This window comes from Streptomyces sp. NPDC048606 (genome assembly GCF_040650855.1).
In the GTDB taxonomy this organism is placed as follows: domain Bacteria; phylum Actinomycetota; class Actinomycetes; order Streptomycetales; family Streptomycetaceae; genus Streptomyces.
Genome location: NZ_JBEZIB010000030.1, coordinates 39,797 through 56,723, shown reverse-complemented (window position 1 = coordinate 56,723; position 16,927 = coordinate 39,797). Strand labels below are relative to the sequence as shown.

The window sequence follows — 16,927 nt, the reverse complement described above, 5'->3', positions numbered from 1 at the left end:
ACGGGTCTTCCGGTTTCCGGGCCCCCTCCGGGGACGACCGCCTTCAGCTGGATGAACGCCCACGGAGGCGCGGGGGCAAGCACGCTGGCCACGGTGTTCGGCGGTTACGACTGCGGCGCCAGGTGGCCCGAAACGGAAGCCGGAGCGTCCGGAAAAGTCCTTCTCGTGGCACGGACGCACGCTTCCGGTCTCCAGGCGGTGTCACGGGTACTGGATATGATCCGACGGGATGAGCAGCCATCAGGAGTGACCCTCCAGGCCGTGGTTCTCGTGGCGGACGCCCCTGGCCGTCTGCCCCCTGAGCTGGCCAAACGCATCAAGGTGATCAGTTCGGTCATCACGATCCACCGGGTCCCCTGGATGCCGAACTGGCGCATGGGCGACCTGTCGGGTCCGGCGCCCCGGGAGGCTTCCGCGCTGTCCAAACTGATCAACAGTCAGTGAGACCCGTAGAGAGGGGCCACGCAATGGAATGGACGCTGGCCGTCGGGGCCGACGTCACCGCACCCCTCAACACCGTGCTCGGCTGGATGGCCTGGCTGGTCACCGCCGCGGGGGTGCTCGGAGTGATCATCGTCGGATCCCGCATGGCGATCGCCCTGCGCGCGGGCGGCGGGGACGAACACCTCACCCAGCTGGCCACGGTCCTGGGGGCGTGCATCATCGGCGCCACCGCGGGGCCGGTCGTCGCTTTCCTGCTGAACGGCTGAGGCGACGCACCACCGACGAAATATGTCCCAGGCCGGTCACGAGCCGGCCTCATACGATCACCTTGTCGGCCATCCCTGCCATGATGCCGTCGGCAAATGAATCTCAATACCGCAGTATCTTCGGCGATTTGGCCGATGTAGACATTAATCAGGGGGAATTTTCATGTTCAGCAAGGTTCGCGATGCCGCGGTCATCCTCGCGGCCGACGTCCCGAATCCCCAGATGAAGGCACCGACGGAGCTCACCAACAAGGTGAACGACGTCCTCGGCATCGCGGCCTGGGCCGGCACCGCCGCCGGCGTGGCGGGCGTCCTCATCACCGGCGCCATGATGGCGATATCGATGCGCCGCGGCGAGGGCTCCGAGCACATGGGCCGCCTCGGCATGGTCCTCGGCGGCTGCGTCCTGGTCGCCACGGCCGGTCCCCTCGTGTCGTTCGTCTTCAACTGACCCGGGAGGCTGACCGATGGCTTCCCGAGGATCCCGTGGCAACAGCGGCGAGTGGGACAAGCCGTTCTGGCAGCAGCGCGGGTGGCTGATCTCGGCCGCGTTCCTGCTGTCGATGTTCCTGATCGGCGGATTCGTCCTCCTGACGGACGACGGCACGACCAACGACACCGGGCAGCCTCAGCCGTCCACGTCGGCGTCCGGCAAGTCCTCCGGAGCGCCGTCCGGACAGCCGTCGGGCAACCCGTCCGGCGCGGCGGAAGGCCGCCCGGCGGGGTGCAGCACGAACGACGCGGACCAGGCCGTGCCGACGCAGGGCCCGGCCGACCTGAAGTGGATGACCTATCAGACGAATCTGTTGCCCTCGTCTCCGACCGCCGGCCCCCTGAAGGTCGACGGCCCGGTGTGGTCCTGCTTCGCCCGCACCCCTCTCGGTGCGGTGATGGCCGTGCACGCCATCTCCTCGAAGATGAGCGGCTCGGACTGGAAGGTGGTCGCCGAGAAGCAGTTGGCCCGAGGCGCCGGCCGCGACCAGTTCATCGCACGACGCGGCAAGGTGGACGACAAGAACCAGACCGGCGCCCCCGGCAGCAACGGCAGCTACCTCGGGTTCAGGGTCCTCACCGCCTCGAAGGACCAGGCAACGACCATGGTTCTACTCCGGACCGCTGACGGCAGCTACGCCGCCCTGACCGCGTCGACGGTCTGGGAGGACGGCGACTGGAAGCTGCGCCCGACGCTGACCGGATCGCTCAGCGAGGGCATGTCCCAAGTGGGCGGTCCTGACGGCTTCGTGCTGTGGGGAGGCGGCAGTGGCTCCTAACATCCCGAGCCCCGGCGACATCGTCAGCGGCATCGGCGACTGCCTCGGCTCTCCGATCGATTGTGCCAAGGACGGCGTCAAGAACATCGGCGGCGCAGTCGCCGACGGCGCCGTAGGAGCCTTCGCTCAGGCCATCGGCAAAGCTGTCGGTGAGGTGCTCGGAAGCCTCAACGGCGTGTGGCTGAAGGTGGGCAACGGCTCCACCCTCAACCCCGAAAAGGGCACCGGCCTCAACGCCATCATGACCGAGACGAGCTGGATCGTCGGCTACGTCGCCGTCGCGTCCGTCCTCTTCGCCGCTTTCCGCATGGCCTACGAGCGCAAGGGCCAGTCGATGCAGCAGGCCTTCATGGGGATGTGGAAGGTCATCCTCGTGAGCGCCATGGCGCCGGTCGTCGCCCAGGCCCTCTACGCGGCCTCCGACGCCTACGCCAAGGAGGTCTACGCGAAGGCCAACCTGGGCGAGAACGCCGAGAAGATCGTCGGGTTCACCGCCCTGACGAGTCCGGGCACGATCATCGTGTTCGGCATCCTCGTCATGCTGTCGAGCTTCATCCAGATCATCCTGATGTACATCCGGCTGGGTGTGCTGATCATGCTGATCGGCACCATGCCCATCGCCGCCGCGTCCTCCATGACGGGCTGGGGCGACGGCTGGTGGAAGAAGCACCTCGGCTGGACCATCGCCTGGCTGCTCTACAAGCCCGCCGCCGCGCTGATCATCTACTCGGCGACGTCGATGACCCAGGACGGCAAGAACCTCGACAGCGTCATCGCGGGCATGGGCATGCTCATCCTGTCCGTCTTCGCGCTCCCCGCCATGCTCAAGCTGGTCGTCCCCGCGACGGCGGCCCTCGGCGGCACCTCCGGTGGAACGGTCGCGATGAACTTCGCGAGCAGTGTCGCCTCCGGTGCCGTCAGCATCGCCTCCGGAGCCGGGGGCGGCGGTGGCGGCGGAGGTGGCGGCGGAGGTGGCGGCAAGGGCCCCGAGGGCTCCCCGTCCGCCGGTGCCGGAGCCCCTTCCGGCGGTGCCGGTGCCGGTGGTGCCAGCGGCGCCGCGGGTGGCGCAGCGGCCGGCGGTGCGGCGGCGGCAGCCGGCCCCGCGGGCGTCGCGATCCAGGCCGCCGCGGTGGTCGCCCAGGCAGGCATCAACGCCGCGAAGGAAGTCACCGGCTCCCTGGACGACAACGACGGTATGAAGGGCCACAACCAGTAGTCACCGACGGTGGGGTGGTGCGCGCCTCGGCGTGCGCCACCCCACCGTCGGCAGCAGGTCGCTCGAAAGGAACCCACCGTGACCGAGAAGCCCTCCCTGCGCGCCTACCTGAAGCACTACGCGGCAGGCGGCGTCCCCCGCGAGGAGATGATCGCCACCGTCGCCGCCTGGGACTTCGAGGAAGAGGTCTGGGACGAGCTGGTCATCGAGCCCATCCACCAGGACAACACGTTCAGCGTGCTCAGAGGTGGCGTGCTCCAGCACCGCATCACCCAGGACGACTACGAGGAGATCATGCGCCGCCGGGGAGCGTACGGGGAGTGAACGACGAGTACCTCCGGCTCTACGCCGAGATCCAGGAGCGGATGAAGCGCGGGGGCGACCTCTCCCCCGGACCCGGGGACACGCTCGCCGCGTTCGGACGCAACGCCGACTGGGACCGTGCGCGCATGGCCGTACAAGGCGAGATCGTCGAGCGCTTCAAGGCGGACAACGCCCACAAACCCCAAGGCGGTCGCGCCGTCCTGATGACGGCCGGCGCTCCGGGAGCGGGCAAGGGGTTCACCCAGGGGCAGCTCGCCGGATGGCAGCGGGAGGACTCGGACCTCGGCCGCCAACTGGCAGCCGTGCACGGCCTGGACCTCGACGATTACGTCGTCCTCAATCCCGACGACTTCAAGGAGCGACTCTTCGAAGTCGGCGGTGCGCCCAGGCTGGCCCCCGAGGCGATGGCCCTGTCGGACGGCCGGGAGCTCACCCCCGCCGAGCTCTCCGGGCTCCTCCACAGGGAGGCCCTGGATCTGCGCACACAGTGCGAGGAGTGGGCGCGGGAGCGCGGCTACAACCTGCTCTACGACGCCACCCTCGCCAATCACAAGGAAGCGGCCGGTCTGCTCCACGGGCTCAGCGAGCAGAAGTACGGCCAGCGCGTCATCCTCTCCGTCGAGGTCACCCGTGAACAGTCGCTCGCCCAGAACATGGACCGCTGGTACCAGGGCCGGTTGAAGTTCGAGCGGGGCGACGACCCCTACGGCGGGCGGATGTCCCCCGATCAGATGATCAAGGCCCTCTACGACAAGAACACCACCGGTTCCGGGCGCTCCATCGGACGCGAGAACGCCGAGAAGCTCGCCGAGGCGGGCCTGGCCACCGGCCTGATCACCACCGACCGGGGCACCTTCCCGCAGACGGCGGCCACGGCCGCCCAGGGCCGGACGCAGTCCCCCGCCTTCCAGCGCGAGGACACCCGCATCGGCATCGCCGCCGCCGGCCGCATGCGTTCGCCCCGGGCGGGAACCGCCCCCACCACGCCACCGGCCCAGGGACCCGCCCCCCAGGTCCCCCGCCAGACCCCGCCGGCCCCCGGCCGCACCCGTTGAGCCGTAAGGAAACGCCGATGACCGACAAGCCCTCCCTTCGCGCCTACCTCGACCGCTACGCGAAAGGCGGTATCGCCCGCGAGGAAATGATCGCGACCGTCGCCGCCTGGGAGTTCGAAGAGGACGCGTTCGACCCGGACGACAACGAACCCTCGTACCAGGACAACACCCTCCACGTCGTCTATGGCTCGGTCACCCTCGGGGACATCACCTATGACGACTACGAGGAGATCACCCGTCGCTACCGGCAGCGTGCCGTATGAGCGAGGTGTACCAGGACCTGTACCGGGTGCTCCAGAACCGCATGCGGACCGGCGGTGACCTGGCTCCCGACAGCCCCCACGCCACCGTCCGCCTGCACAACGACGGCATCGGATGGACCCGCGAGCGGCAGCAGTTGCACCGGGCGGTGCTGGACGACTTCAAGGCGAAGTACGGTGACCGCCCCCGTGGCGGCCGTGCCGTCCTGCTGACGGCGGGTGCGCCCGGCGCCGGGAAGGGATCGGCCCAGAGCAACCTGGAGACGTGGCAGGGGCAGGACTCCGAACTCGGGCGTTCGCTCGCCGCCGCGCACGGGGTGAACCTGGACCACTACGTCCCCCTGGATCCCGACGAGTTCAAGGTCGCGATCTTCAAGCACGGCGGACTCCCCCGGCTCGGCCCCGAGCTCACGGCGCTGCCCCACGGACGCGAGCTGGCCCCCTCGGAGATGGCCTCGCTCATCCACGAGGAGTCTTCGCGTCTCCAGGACACCTTCGAGCGGTGGGCCCGGCGTGAGGGGTACAACCTGCTCTACGACGCCACCCTCAAGAACCTGGACAAGAACGCCGTCCTGCTGGATCAACTCGGCAAGGGCGGCTACGAGCAGCGCGTCATCCTCTCCGTCGAGGTCCCCCTCGAACAGTGCCTGGCCCAGAACGCCGAGCGCTGGCAGCGCGGTCGCGTCAACTACGAGGCCGGCCGCGACCCGGACCACTACGGCGGCCGCATGGCCCCGGAGGCGATGATCAAGGGCCTCTACGCCCAGGGAGACGCCGCCCGCGGCTACTCCATCGGCCGGGAGAACGCCGAGAAGCTCGCCGAGCGGGGGCTCGCCACCGGGCTCATCACCACCGACCGGGGGACCTTCCCGCAGGCGGCGACGAAGGCCGGCGTCCCCGCCCAGGGACAGGGGCAGGGCCAGGGCCCGGCCCAGGCTCAGGCCCCCGCCTTCCAGCAGGGCGACACCCGCGTCAGCGTCAGCGTCGCCGCCGCCGGGCGGCTGCGGTCCTCGCGTACGGGTGCCGCTCCGGCGACGCCCTCCACCCGGACCACCGCCCCCCAGGTCCCGCGCCAGAATCCCCCGGCCCCCGGCCGGACCCGCTGAGCCCGAACCAAACCCGAAAGGAATCCCATGGCCACCGAATCCATGGCGCGGCCTACCTACGGCAACTGGCGGCGCCCCCGCAGGCCCGGCCTCGGGCCGCTCGGCCTGCTCGGGACCGTCATCGCGTTCGGCGGGCTCGTGGTCGTGCTGCTCGCCTCGCTGATCTCGCTCGCCGCGGCCATCGGGGTCCTGATACCGCTCGCGCTGGTCGTCGGGCCGCTCGCCCTGCGCACCGCCGACGGCCGCAACGTCTACCAGATGGTGGCCGTGCGGATCGGCTGGATGAAGCGCAAGGCCAACGGTTCGACCTCGTACGTCTCCGGCCCGCTCTCCCGGCGCCCCGGCGGGCACTTCTCCCCGCCCGGGATGCTCGCCCGCGTGAAGATGCTGGAGGGCAACGACGCGTACGGGCGTTCGTTCGGCGTCCTGCACCACCCGGGCCGCAACCTGTTCACCATCGTCTTGGCCTGTGAGCCGGACGGCGGCTCCCTCGTCGACCCGCAGCAGGTCGACATCTGGGTGGCGTCCTGGGGCGACTGGCTGGCCCGGCTGTCGCACGAGCCCGGTCTGCGTGGCGCGCAGGTCGTCGTGGAGACGGCCCCCGACACCGGTACCCGGCTCGCGGCCGAGGTGCTGCCGCGCATCGTGCCCGACGCCCCGCCGGCGGCGCGCGCGGTGATGGAGGAGGTCGTGGCCCGCTACCCGTCCGCCTCCTCCGAGATGCACACGTACATCGCCCTCACCTACGGGGCGGTGCCCGGTCCGCGCCGCAAGACCGAGGACGTGATCACCGACCTGTCGATGCGCCTGCCGTCGCTGCTGTCGGGCCTGGTCGCCGCCGGTGGCGGTTCCGCGTCCCCGATGTCGGCGGAGCAGATCTCGGAGATCGTGCGGGTCGCCTACGACCCGGCGATCGCCCCGGACGTCCTCAACGTGCGCGCCGAGCACGGCGTCACCGGCCTGCAGTGGCACGACGCGGGTCCGGCCGCCGCCGTGGAGACGGTGGACGGCTACAAGCACGACTCCGGCGTCTCGCGGACGTGGATGCTGACGCTGGCCCCGCGCGGCACCGTGCGTTCCAGCGTGTTGCGCGGTCTGCTGGAGCCGGCGCAGGGCACCCGCCGCAAGCGCGTCAGCCTCGTCTACCGGCCCATCGACCCGGCGACGTCCGCGCGGATCGTGGAGGCGGACCGCCGTTCCGCGCACTTCATGGCCGGCTCGCAGCGCGGCCTGGTCCAGGCCCGTGCCGCGTCGGAGATGCGGGCGGCGGAGCAGACGGCCGCCGAGGAGGCCTCGGGCGCCGGCCTCGTCGAGTTCTCGATGATGGTCACGGTCACCGTCGCCGACGAGGAGCAGCTCGCGGACGCGTCGATCACCGTGCGCAACCTCCAGGCCTCCTCCCGGATCCTGATGCGTCCCGCCGACCGCATGCAGGCGGCGGCGTTCACCTGCACCCTGCCCGTCGGCCTCCTGCCGTGGGAGCACACCCTCATCCCGTACCAGCTCAGGGAGACCCTGTGAGCAAGAAGCAGCCGCAGGCACCCCGGGCGCCGCGGATACCCGTGGCGCCGTCGCGTGGCTGGGCCGGGCCGGGCGGCGGGCAGGTCGCGAACATGGACCCGCCGTCGATGTGGCGTGCCACGACCGTGCAGGCGTGCGGTCTGTGGCCGTTCGCGGCGGGGTCGGGCGCGCCGATGACGGGCGTGCCGCTGGGTCAGCACCTGCACACGGGTGCGACGGTGTGCGGAGATCCGATCTCGTGGTTCACCCGGGCGCGGTACATCTCGAACCCGTCGCTGTTCATGCTCGGCATGCCGGGTCTGGGCAAGTCGACGCTGGTCAACCGGATGCTGATCGGGATGACGGCGACCGGTGTGGTGCCGCTGGTCCTCGGCGACCTGAAGCCTGACTACGCGGACACCGTACGGGCCCTCGGCGGCCAGGTGATCTCCATCGGGCGCGGGGTCGGCGGCATCAACGTCCTGGACCCGGGGGCGATGGGCGAGGCGGCGGAGCGCATCGGCGGGGAGGCCGGTCGGGTGCTCCAGGCGGAGGCGCACGGTCGTGTCCTCAACATGGTGGCGGCGCTGATCACCATCATGCGCGGGCGTCCGATGGACGACCACGAGCAGTCGGTGCTGTCGGCGTGCCTGCACCACCTCAAGGAGCGGGCCGCGCCGGGCAAGCCGCCGTTGCTGCCCGACCTCCTGCGGGTCCTCGACGAGGGTCCGGACCGGGTCCGCGCGGTCACCCTGGACCGCGGGAACCAGGAGCGGTACCAGGAGGCCGTCGACCCCCTGCACCGTTCGCTGATCGGCATCCTGGACGGCCCGCTGGGCGACACGTTCGCCACGGAGACCTCCACGCGGATCAACCCGAACGCGCCGGCCGTGTGCGTGGACATCTCCCGCATCGGTGAGGCGGACACCCAGCTGACGGCGGCGGCGATGCTCGCGGCCTGGTCGGACGGGCTCGGCACGGTCGCCGCCGCGCACGCGCTCGCCGACGCGGGCCTGGCCCCGCAGCGCTGGTTCTTCACCGTCCTGGACGAGCTGTGGCGTCCGCTGCGCGCGGCGTCCGGCATCGTGGAGCGCATCGACGCCCTGACCCGTCTGAACCGTTCGCTGGGCCTGGGCGACGCCAAGATCACCCACACCCTGAAGGACGCCGAGGCGCTGGGCAGCGAGGCGGACCGGGCCAAGGCCCGCGGCTTCGTCGAGCGTGCGGGGATGGTGGTGTGCGCGGGGTTGCCGCGTACCGAGATGGAGGAGCTCGGCAAGGTCATCGGCATGTCGGAGCGGGAGATCGACCTGGTGTCGTCCTGGTCCTCGCCGCCCGGGTGGGCCAACCCGACGGCGAACGCCGAGCCGCCCGGCCGGGGCCGGTTCCTGATCAAGGTGGGTGGCCGGCCGGGCATCCCGATCAAGGTGGCCATCACGGAGACCGAGAAGGCCCTGCACAACACGAACAACCGGTGGACCGAGTCGGACAGGGTCGCGCTGTCGAAGTCCGGGGAGGGCAGCTGATGGCGCGGTCGGTGACGGGGCGCACGCCCCGCAAGAAGGGCGGGGGTTCCGCCGAGGACCTGCTGCCCTGGCTGGTCGTGGCCGTGGCCGCCGCCGTCTTCGTCGGCTTCCTGTCGGCCTGGTTGGGCGGCACGCTGGGCGCGGCGGTGTCGGGCGCGGGCTGGAACCCGCCCCCGTTCGCGCTGAGCACCCTCGCGACGCTGGTGCGGGAGGGGCCGGGGCCGCTCTGGCCGGGGGCCTCCCCCGCGGTGGCGGGCGCCGGGATCGCGGTGACGTTCGGGATGCTGCTGGGGCTGGTCGTGGCCCTGGTGCTGCTGGTGCGCAGGGCGTTCGGTGGTTCGGAGGGGCTGGCCGGTCGCCGCGAGCTGCGGTCGATGCTCCCCAAGGGCGCCGCCGCCCGCGCGCTGGAACTGCGCCCGAGCCTGAAGAAGCTCACCGACGGCAAGCTCAGCCCCGACGACCGGGGCAACCTGCTGGGCAACCTGGAGCCCAACGGCCCCGAACTGCGCTCCAGTTACGAGGACGTGGAACTGGACCTGATGGCCCCCCGCGCCGGCAAGTCCACCGGCATCGCCGTCCCCCGGGTCCTGCGCGCCCGCGGCTGCGTCCTGCTGACCTCCAACAAGTCGGACGTGTACGCCGTCACCCGCGCCGAACGCGAACGCGTCGGCCAGGTCTGGACGTTCGACCCGCAGGGCATCGCGCACACCCCCCGCGCCCTGTGGTGGGACATGCTCGCCGACGCCCGCGACATCGAGGGGGCCCGCCGGCTGGCCGGGCACTTCATGAGCGCCGTCAACGACGACGCCTCCAAGCGGGACTTCTGGATCTCCGCCGCCCAGAACACCCTCACCGCGCTGTTCCACGCCGCGAGCAAGGGCGGCAAGGGCGTCGAGGAGGTCCTCGGCTGGCTCGCCGACCCCGCCGACCGCGCCCCGATCGACCTGTTGCGCGACGCCGGGATGACCGCCCTCGCCGAACAGCTGCGCGGCACCATCCAGGGCGCCGTCGAGACCCGTGACGGCATCTACGAGACGGCCCGCCAGTCCGTGGCCTGCCTCCTCGACCCCCGCATCGTGGCCTGGGTGAGCCCGGACCCGGTGCGCCCCGAGTTCCGGCCCGACCACCACGTCCTGGGCACCGACACCCTGTACCTGCTGTCGAAGGACGGCGGCGGCTCGGCCGCCGGGGTGATCGCGGCGCTCGCCGACTCCGTCCTGCGGGCCGGCGTCCGGGCGGCCGAGCGCATGGGCGGGCGCCTCGACCCGCCGATGACGGCGGTCCTCGACGAGGCGGCGAACGTCTGCCGGATCTCCGACCTGCCCGACCTGTACTCGCACCTCGGTTCGCGCGGCATCAACATCGTGACGCTGCTCCAGAGCTACCGGCAGGGCTCGCGCGTGTGGGGCGAGGCCGGCATGGACGCCCTCTGGGGCGCGGCGACGATCAAGCTGCTGGGTGCCGGTCTCGACGACGCCGACTTCGTGGAGAAGATCTCCAAGCTGGTCGGCGAGCAGGACGTGAGCACGGTCAGCACCTCCCGCAGCAAGGACGGCCGCAGCCGCTCGACCTCGTACCGGCTGGAGCGGATCCTGCCCGCGGACCGGATCCGGGCCCTGCCCAAGGGCACCGCGCTGCTGATGGCCACCGGTGTCCGGCCGGCCCTGATCCGGCTGCGGCCCTGGTACAAGGAGCCCGGCGCCGACCGCATCCAGGCGGCCGCACAGGCCGAGGTCCAGGCCATCACGGCCCGCGCCGCGCGGGAGGCCCTGCGATGACCGCGCCGATGGAGATGCCCGCCGAGGCGGTCCCCGCCGAGGAGGGCGCGCCGCCGCTGTTCATCCTCTACCTCGACGGAGCGGAGTACGACGAGGAGCTGCGGCTCCTCGTCACCTGGGTGCACGCCCTGCTGCTGCCCGTCTACGGCCGCGAGGTCGGCTCCTCCTCGCCCTGGTGCCCGCGCTGGTGGGAGCACCTGGAAGCGGTCGCCCGGCTGCACGGCCTGTGGCTGGCGTGGCAGGAGCTGACCGACCCCGCGGCCGGGCCGAGCGGGCCGGCCCTGTGGCACCGCGACCACCTGGGCGCCGTGCTGGGCGAACTGCGCAGCCCGACGGGCCCGTTCGCCGGGTGCAAGGTGGGAGCCCACCGGGCGAAGCCCGCACCGGTGGTCGACGAGTTCTGACCGCACGTCCCGAGTGACGCGACCACCCGAACCGGAGAGACCCATGGAACTTCCACAGATCACCCAGCTGTTCCGGTGGCGACACCCCCTCGCCGGCGAGGCCCACGCCCTGCTGCGCGCGGCGTACGACCCGGCCACCGGCCATGCCGTGGCCGTCGTGTCGGAACTGGCCGACAACCCGGACGACCGCGGGATCACGTACGACTTCTCGGCCGTCGCCAACGCCGTCCTGCCCCTGCTCCGCGAGAAGCTCAGCCCACAGCTCAGCGCCGTCCTGTGGATCGCGCACTTCGGCGACTTCTCCTACCACTACGTCCCCGGCCCCGAGACCTTCACCGCCGTCTCCCTCGCGGTGACCGCGAACGGCTACGCCGACGGCTACGAGGGCGACCGTGAGCTGACCGCGGACGAGGTGACCCGGCTCTTCGGCGGACGCCCGCTGGCGCCCGTCGCCGAGGTCCTGGCCGGACTGGACCCCCTGACGTGACGGAACCGGTTTCGGGCCGCGACGTACTGCGCCAGGCCCGCGAGCTGTACGCGCACTACCGGGAGGTCGTCCAGCCCCGCGAACAGAAGGTCGCGATCATCCGGTTCAGCCCGGCCCCGACCGACCCGCCGGACTGGCGGATCCGCCTGGAGGCCTCCCGGGTGTCGGCCGAGCAGAAGGTGAAGGCCTTCGAGCACCTCGGCTTCCAGGCCGACCACGTGATCCTGCCGCCCGGCATCGACCGCGCCGGCTTCCAACGGGTCCTGGAGAGCCACAACGCGGACCCGAGCACCCGCTCGATCATCATCCAGTTCCCGCCGCCGCCGCACCTCATGCCGGTCGTCGCGCACCTGGACCCCGCGAAGGACATCGACGCCCTCCTCAAGGGGCGCTCCCCCTACGCGGCCTGCGCCACCGCCGAGGGCATCTACCGGGTCGCCGAGCCCTTCGCCCGGGACATGCCCACCATCGCCGTGGTCGGCAGCAACGGCTTCGTCGGACAGGGCGTCGTCGGACTCCTCAGGGAGAACGGCCACGACCCGATCACCCTGGACCAGGGCGACGACCTGCGCCACGTCCGCGACGCCGACATCGTCATCTCCGTGACGGGCAACCCCGGCATCCTGGGCCCCGACCACATCCGCCCCCACCACCGGGTCGTGATCGACTCCGGCTTCGTCCCGCAGGCGGACGGCAGCGTACGGGGCGACATCCGCCCCGAGGCCGCCGGGATCCCGCAGAACATCACCCCCGTGCCCGGAGGCATCGGGCCCGTCGAGATGGCCACCCTCATGGAACGGGTGGTCCGCCAGGAGGTGGACCCGAACGTCACCCCCTGGAAGGTGACCCCCGGCCCCTTCCTGGACCGCGCCGAGTTCGCGGCGGCGGCCGACGCCGCGCGCGCGAACGCCCCCGCGGCGGCCACGAACGGCCCCACGGCCGCCGCACCCGCCACACCCGCCGCACCCACGACCGCCGCACCCACCGCGGCGCCCCCCGCCGCACCCACCGCGGCGCCCGCCACCGCGCCCGCCACCGGGCCCATCGGGGCGGTCACGGTCGCCGAGGCCGCCCGGCTGCGCGGCGGCGGAGCGCCCCCGGCCACGCCCCGCGCCCCGGGCACACCGCCGCGGGTCCCCGGCCGACAGCCGGCCCCCGCCCTCCCCCAGCAGCCGCAGCAACCCCGGCAGGGCGGCGGGCACACCCGCTGACCCACCCCGGGAGCCGTACACACCCCGTACGGCCCGCCCACCCCGGCCCGCACACCCCGTACCCAACGCCGCAGGGCGGTCACCCTCTCGGGTGACCGCCCTGCGGTTCTCTACCTACTGCTCAGACCTCAGCCGTTGTACGGGCCGTAGTCGTAGTCCTCCAGCGGGACGGCCTGGCCGGACCCGGTGCCGAAGGGCGAGTAGTCGATGTCGTCGTAGCCGACGGCCGAGTACATCGCGGCCTTGGCCTCTTCGGTGGGCTCGACCCGGATGTTGCGGTAGCGGGACAGACCCGTACCGGCCGGGATGAGCTTACCGATGATGACGTTCTCCTTGAGGCCGATGAGGCTGTCGGACTTGGCGTTGATCGCCGCGTCCGTCAGGACTCGGGTCGTCTCCTGGAAGGAGGCGGCCGACAGCCAGGATTCCGTCGCCAGCGAGGCCTTGGTGATACCCATCAGCTGCGGACGACCGGAGGCGGGGTGACCGCCCTCGGTGACCACACGACGGTTCTCGGTCTCGAACTTCGAGCGCTCGACGAGCTCGCCCGGCAGGAGCTCCGCGTCGCCGGACTCGATGATCGTCACGCGGCGCAGCATCTGCCGGATGATGATCTCGATGTGCTTGTCGTGGATCGACACGCCCTGCGAGTTGTAGACCTTCTGGACTTCGCCGACCAGGTGGACCTGGACGGCGCGCTGGCCGAGGATGCGCAGCACGTCGTGCGGGTTGGTGGCACCCATGGTGAGCTTCTGGCCCACCTCGACGTGGTCGCCCTCGTGCACGATGACCTTGGCGCGCTTGGAGATCGGGAACGCCGTCTCCTCGCTGCCGTCGTCGGGCGTGATGACGATCTTCTTCGTCTTCTCGGTCTCCTCGATCCGCACGCGACCGGCGGCCTCGGAGATCGGGGCGACACCCTTCGGGGTACGGGCCTCGAAGAGCTCGACGACACGCGGCAGACCCTGCGTGATGTCGTCACCGGCCACACCACCGGTGTGGAAGGTACGCATCGTCAGCTGGGTACCGGGCTCACCGATGGACTGGGCGGCGATGATGCCGACCGCCTCACCGATGTCGACCAGCTTGCCGGTGGCCAGCGAGCGGCCGTAGCAGAAGGCACAGGTGCCGACGGCGGACTCACAGGTCAGGACCGAGCGGGTCTTGACCTCTTCGACGCCGTTCGCGATGAGGGCGTCGATGAGCACGTCACCGAGGTCCACGTTGGCCGGCGCGATGACCTTGCCGTCGATGACGACGTCCTCGGCCAGCATGCGGGCGTACACGGAGGTCTCGACGTCGTCCGCCTTGCGCAGGACACCCGCCTCGTCCTTGACACCGATCTTGAGCTTGAGGCCGCGCTCGGTGCCGCAGTCCTCCTCGCGGATGATGACGTCCTGCGAGACGTCCACCAGACGACGGGTGAGGTAACCCGAGTCGGCGGTACGCAGGGCGGTGTCCGCCAGACCCTTACGGGCACCGTGCGTGGAGATGAAGTACTCCAGAACGGTGAGGCCCTCACGGAAGGACGCCTTGATCGGACGCGGGATGGTCTCGTTCTTCGCGTTCGACACCAGACCACGCATACCGGCGATCTGTCGCATCTGCATCATGTTTCCTCGGGCACCCGAGTCAACCATCATGAAGATGGGGTTCGTCTTGGGGAAGTTCGCGTTCATCGCCTCGGCGACCTCGTTGGTCGCCTTGGTCCAGATCGCGATGAGCTCCTGCGTGCGCTCGTCCTTGGTGATCAGACCGCGCTCGTACTGCTTCTGGACCTTCTCGTCCTGCGCCTCGTAGCCCGCGACGATGGCCTTCTTGGCCTCGGGCACGACGACGTCGGAGATGGCCACGGTGACGCCCGAACGGGTCGCCCAGTGGAAGCCGGCCGCCTTCAGGTTGTCGAGCGTCGCCGCCACGATCACCTTGGGGTAGCGCTCCGCCAGGTCGTTGACGATCTCGGAGAGCTGCTTCTTGCCCACCGAGTAGTCGACGAACGGGTAGTCCTCGGGCAGCAGCTCGTTGAAGAGCGCGCGACCCAGGGTGGTCTTCAGACGGAAGCTGTCGCCCGGCTGGAACTCCTGCTCGCCCTCCTCGGCGACCGGCGCCACCCAGCCGCGCGGCGGGATGGTGCCCACCGGGAAGCGGATGTCGACGGACGACTGGAGCGCCAGCTCGCCGGCGTCGAACGCCATGATCGCCTCGGCGGTGGAGCCGAACGCGCGGCCCTCGCCCTTGACGTCACGGAGCTCACCGTCGGTGGTCAGGAAGAACAGACCGAGGACCATGTCCTGGGTCGGCATCGTGACCGGACGGCCGTCGGCCGGCTTGAGGATGTTGTTCGAGGACAGCATCAGGATGCGGGCCTCGGCCTGCGCCTCCGCGGAGAGCGGCAGGTGCACGGCCATCTGGTCACCGTCGAAGTCCGCGTTGAACGCGGTGCAGACGAGCGGGTGGATCTGGATGGCCTTGCCTTCGACCAGCTGGGGCTCGAAGGCCTGGATGCCGAGACGGTGCAGCGTGGGCGCACGGTTCAGCAGCACCGGGTGCTCGGCGATGACCTCTTCGAGCACGTCGTAGACGACCGTGCGGCCGCGCTCGACCATGCGCTTCGCCGACTTGATGTTCTGCGCGTGGTTCAGGTCGACCAGGCGCTTCATCACGAACGGCTTGAAGAGCTCCAGCGCCATGGCCTTGGGCAGACCACACTGGTGCAGCTTCAGCTGCGGACCGACGACGATCACGGAACGCGCGGAGTAGTCCACGCGCTTGCCGAGGAGGTTCTGACGGAATCGACCCTGCTTGCCCTTCAGCATGTCGCTGAGGGACTTCAGGGGACGGTTGCCGGGACCGGTGACCGGGCGACCACGACGACCGTTGTCGAAGAGGGCGTCCACGGCCTCCTGGAGCATGCGCTTCTCGTTGTTCACGATGATCTCGGGGGCACCGAGGTCGAGAAGGCGCTTCAGGCGGTTGTTGCGGTTGATCACGCGGCGGTACAGGTCGTTCAGGTCGGAGGTCGCGAAGCGGCCACCGTCCAGCTGCACCATCGGACGCAGGTCCGGCGGGATGACCGGCACGCAGTCGAGCACCATGCCCTTGGGGCTGTTGCTGGTCTGCAGGAACGCGGAGACGACCTTGAGGCGCTTGAGCGCACGGGTCTTCTTCTGGCCCTTGCCGGTGCGGATGATCTCGCGGAGGCGCTCGGCCTCCTCCTCCAGGTCGAAGGACTCCAGGCGCTTCTGCAGCGCCGCGGCACCCATCGAACCGTCGAAGTACGTGCCGAAGCGGTCACGCAGCTCGCGGTAGAGGAGCTCGTCGCCCTCCAGGTCCTGGACCTTGAGGTTCTTGAAGCGGTTCCACACCTCGTCGAGGCGGTCGATCTCGCGCTGGGCGCGGTCGCGGAGCTGCTTCATCTCGCGCTCGGCACCCTCGCGCACCTTGCGGCGCACGTCGGCCTTGGCGCCCTCGGCCTCAAGCTCGGCCAGGTCGCTTTCCAGCTTCTTGGCACGGCCTTCGAGGTCCGCGTCACGGCGGTTCTCGATCTGCTGGCGCTCGACGGAGACGTGGGCCTCCAGCGACGGCAGGTCGCGGGTACGGCGCTCGTCGTCGACGAACGTGATCATGTACGCGGCGAAGTAGATGACCTTCTCGAGGTCCTTCGGCGCGAGGTCGAGCAGGTAGCCAAGACGCGACGGAACGCCCTTGAAGTACCAGATGTGGGTGACGGGAGCGGCGAGCTCGATGTGGCCCATCCGCTCACGGCGCACCTTGGCGCGCGTGACCTCGACGCCACAACGCTCACAGATGATGCCCTTGAAGCGGACACGCTTGTACTTGCCGCAGTAGCACTCCCAGTCCCGGGTCGGACCGAAGATCTTCTCGCAGAAGAGTCCGTCCTTCTCGGGCTTGAGGGTGCGGTAGTTGATGGTCTCCGGCTTCTTGACCTCGCCGTGCGACCAGGTTCGGATGTCGTCCGCGGTGGCAAGGCCGATCCGCAGCTCGTCGAAGAAGTTGACGTCGAGCACTGTGCGTCAATCCCTCTTTCGGGGTCGAGTCTCAATCATGGTCTGAACGGT

At 70.5% G+C, this 16,927-nt stretch carries 16 protein-coding genes; 15 read left to right on the top strand and 1 reads right to left on the bottom strand.

Annotated elements, in window-relative coordinates; all coding sequences use genetic code 11:
* The first annotated feature begins 51 nt into the window (after positions 1 to 51).
* The 15 genes from AB0D01_RS28380 (at position 52) to AB0D01_RS28310 (ending at position 12,848) form a co-directional block, all read left to right on the top strand.
* Positions 52 to 444, top strand: coding sequence for a DUF6668 family protein (locus tag AB0D01_RS28380; RefSeq protein WP_363060223.1), 393 nt, complete (start codon positions 52 to 54; stop codon positions 442 to 444).
* Between the two features lie 23 nt (positions 445 to 467).
* Positions 468 to 710 (top strand): hypothetical protein, encoded by a 243-nt coding sequence (locus AB0D01_RS28375; RefSeq protein WP_363060122.1) that lies wholly within the window; start codon positions 468 to 470, stop codon positions 708 to 710.
* A gap of 163 nt (positions 711 to 873) precedes the next feature.
* Positions 874 to 1,161 (top strand): hypothetical protein, encoded by a 288-nt coding sequence (locus tag AB0D01_RS28370; RefSeq protein ID WP_363060121.1) that lies wholly within the window; start codon positions 874 to 876, stop codon positions 1,159 to 1,161.
* Between the two features lie 16 nt (positions 1,162 to 1,177).
* On the top strand, positions 1,178 to 1,981 hold the full coding sequence (locus tag AB0D01_RS28365; protein WP_363060119.1) for a hypothetical protein: 804 nt from the start codon (positions 1,178 to 1,180) through the stop codon (positions 1,979 to 1,981).
* Positions 1,971 to 3,197, top strand: a complete 1,227-nt coding sequence (locus tag AB0D01_RS28360; RefSeq protein WP_363060117.1) for a hypothetical protein — start codon at positions 1,971 to 1,973, stop codon at positions 3,195 to 3,197. Before AB0D01_RS28365 ends, AB0D01_RS28360 begins: the two co-directional genes overlap by 11 nt.
* A 78-nt stretch (positions 3,198 to 3,275) precedes the next feature.
* Complete coding sequence (locus AB0D01_RS28355; protein WP_363060115.1) at positions 3,276 to 3,521, top strand: hypothetical protein; 246 nt, start codon at positions 3,276 to 3,278, stop codon at positions 3,519 to 3,521.
* Positions 3,518 to 4,576, top strand: a complete 1,059-nt coding sequence (locus AB0D01_RS28350) for a zeta toxin family protein (RefSeq protein WP_363060113.1) — start codon at positions 3,518 to 3,520, stop codon at positions 4,574 to 4,576. The genes AB0D01_RS28355 and AB0D01_RS28350 overlap by 4 nt, the downstream gene beginning before the upstream one ends.
* A gap of 17 nt (positions 4,577 to 4,593) precedes the next feature.
* Entirely contained in the window at positions 4,594 to 4,839 is a 246-nt protein-coding gene (locus AB0D01_RS28345) for a hypothetical protein (protein ID WP_363060111.1), read from the top strand.
* Complete coding sequence (locus tag AB0D01_RS28340; RefSeq protein ID WP_363060110.1) at positions 4,836 to 5,942, top strand: zeta toxin family protein; 1,107 nt, start codon at positions 4,836 to 4,838, stop codon at positions 5,940 to 5,942. The genes AB0D01_RS28345 and AB0D01_RS28340 overlap by 4 nt, the downstream gene beginning before the upstream one ends.
* 27 nt (positions 5,943 to 5,969) lie before the next feature.
* Positions 5,970 to 7,463 carry an SCO6880 family protein gene (locus AB0D01_RS28335; protein WP_363060108.1) on the top strand — a complete coding sequence of 498 codons (1,494 nt, stop codon included), beginning with the start codon at positions 5,970 to 5,972 and terminating at the stop codon, positions 7,461 to 7,463.
* A gap of 92 nt (positions 7,464 to 7,555) precedes the next feature.
* A complete protein-coding gene (locus AB0D01_RS28330) occupies positions 7,556 to 8,968 on the top strand; it encodes an ATP/GTP-binding protein (protein WP_363060221.1) in 1,413 nt (470 codons plus the stop codon).
* On the top strand, positions 8,968 to 10,746 hold the full coding sequence (locus AB0D01_RS28325; RefSeq protein WP_363060106.1) for a TraM recognition domain-containing protein: 1,779 nt from the start codon (positions 8,968 to 8,970) through the stop codon (positions 10,744 to 10,746). Before AB0D01_RS28330 ends, AB0D01_RS28325 begins: the two co-directional genes overlap by 1 nt.
* Positions 10,743 to 11,150, top strand: coding sequence for a DUF4913 domain-containing protein (locus AB0D01_RS28320; protein WP_363060104.1), 408 nt, complete (start codon positions 10,743 to 10,745; stop codon positions 11,148 to 11,150). Before AB0D01_RS28325 ends, AB0D01_RS28320 begins: the two co-directional genes overlap by 4 nt.
* 43 nt (positions 11,151 to 11,193) lie before the next feature.
* Positions 11,194 to 11,637: a hypothetical protein gene (locus tag AB0D01_RS28315; RefSeq protein WP_363060102.1), complete on the top strand. Its 444-nt coding sequence runs from the start codon at positions 11,194 to 11,196 to the stop codon at positions 11,635 to 11,637.
* On the top strand, positions 11,634 to 12,848 hold the full coding sequence (locus tag AB0D01_RS28310; RefSeq protein WP_363060101.1) for a tetrahydrofolate dehydrogenase/cyclohydrolase catalytic domain-containing protein: 1,215 nt from the start codon (positions 11,634 to 11,636) through the stop codon (positions 12,846 to 12,848). The genes AB0D01_RS28315 and AB0D01_RS28310 overlap by 4 nt, the downstream gene beginning before the upstream one ends.
* A gap of 128 nt (positions 12,849 to 12,976) precedes the next feature.
* On the opposite strand, the gene AB0D01_RS28305 is transcribed toward AB0D01_RS28310, so the two are convergent.
* On the bottom strand, positions 12,977 to 16,876 hold the full coding sequence (locus AB0D01_RS28305; RefSeq protein ID WP_363060099.1) for a DNA-directed RNA polymerase subunit beta': 3,900 nt from the start codon (positions 16,874 to 16,876) through the stop codon (positions 12,977 to 12,979).
* Between the last annotated feature and the right edge of the window lie 51 nt (positions 16,877 to 16,927).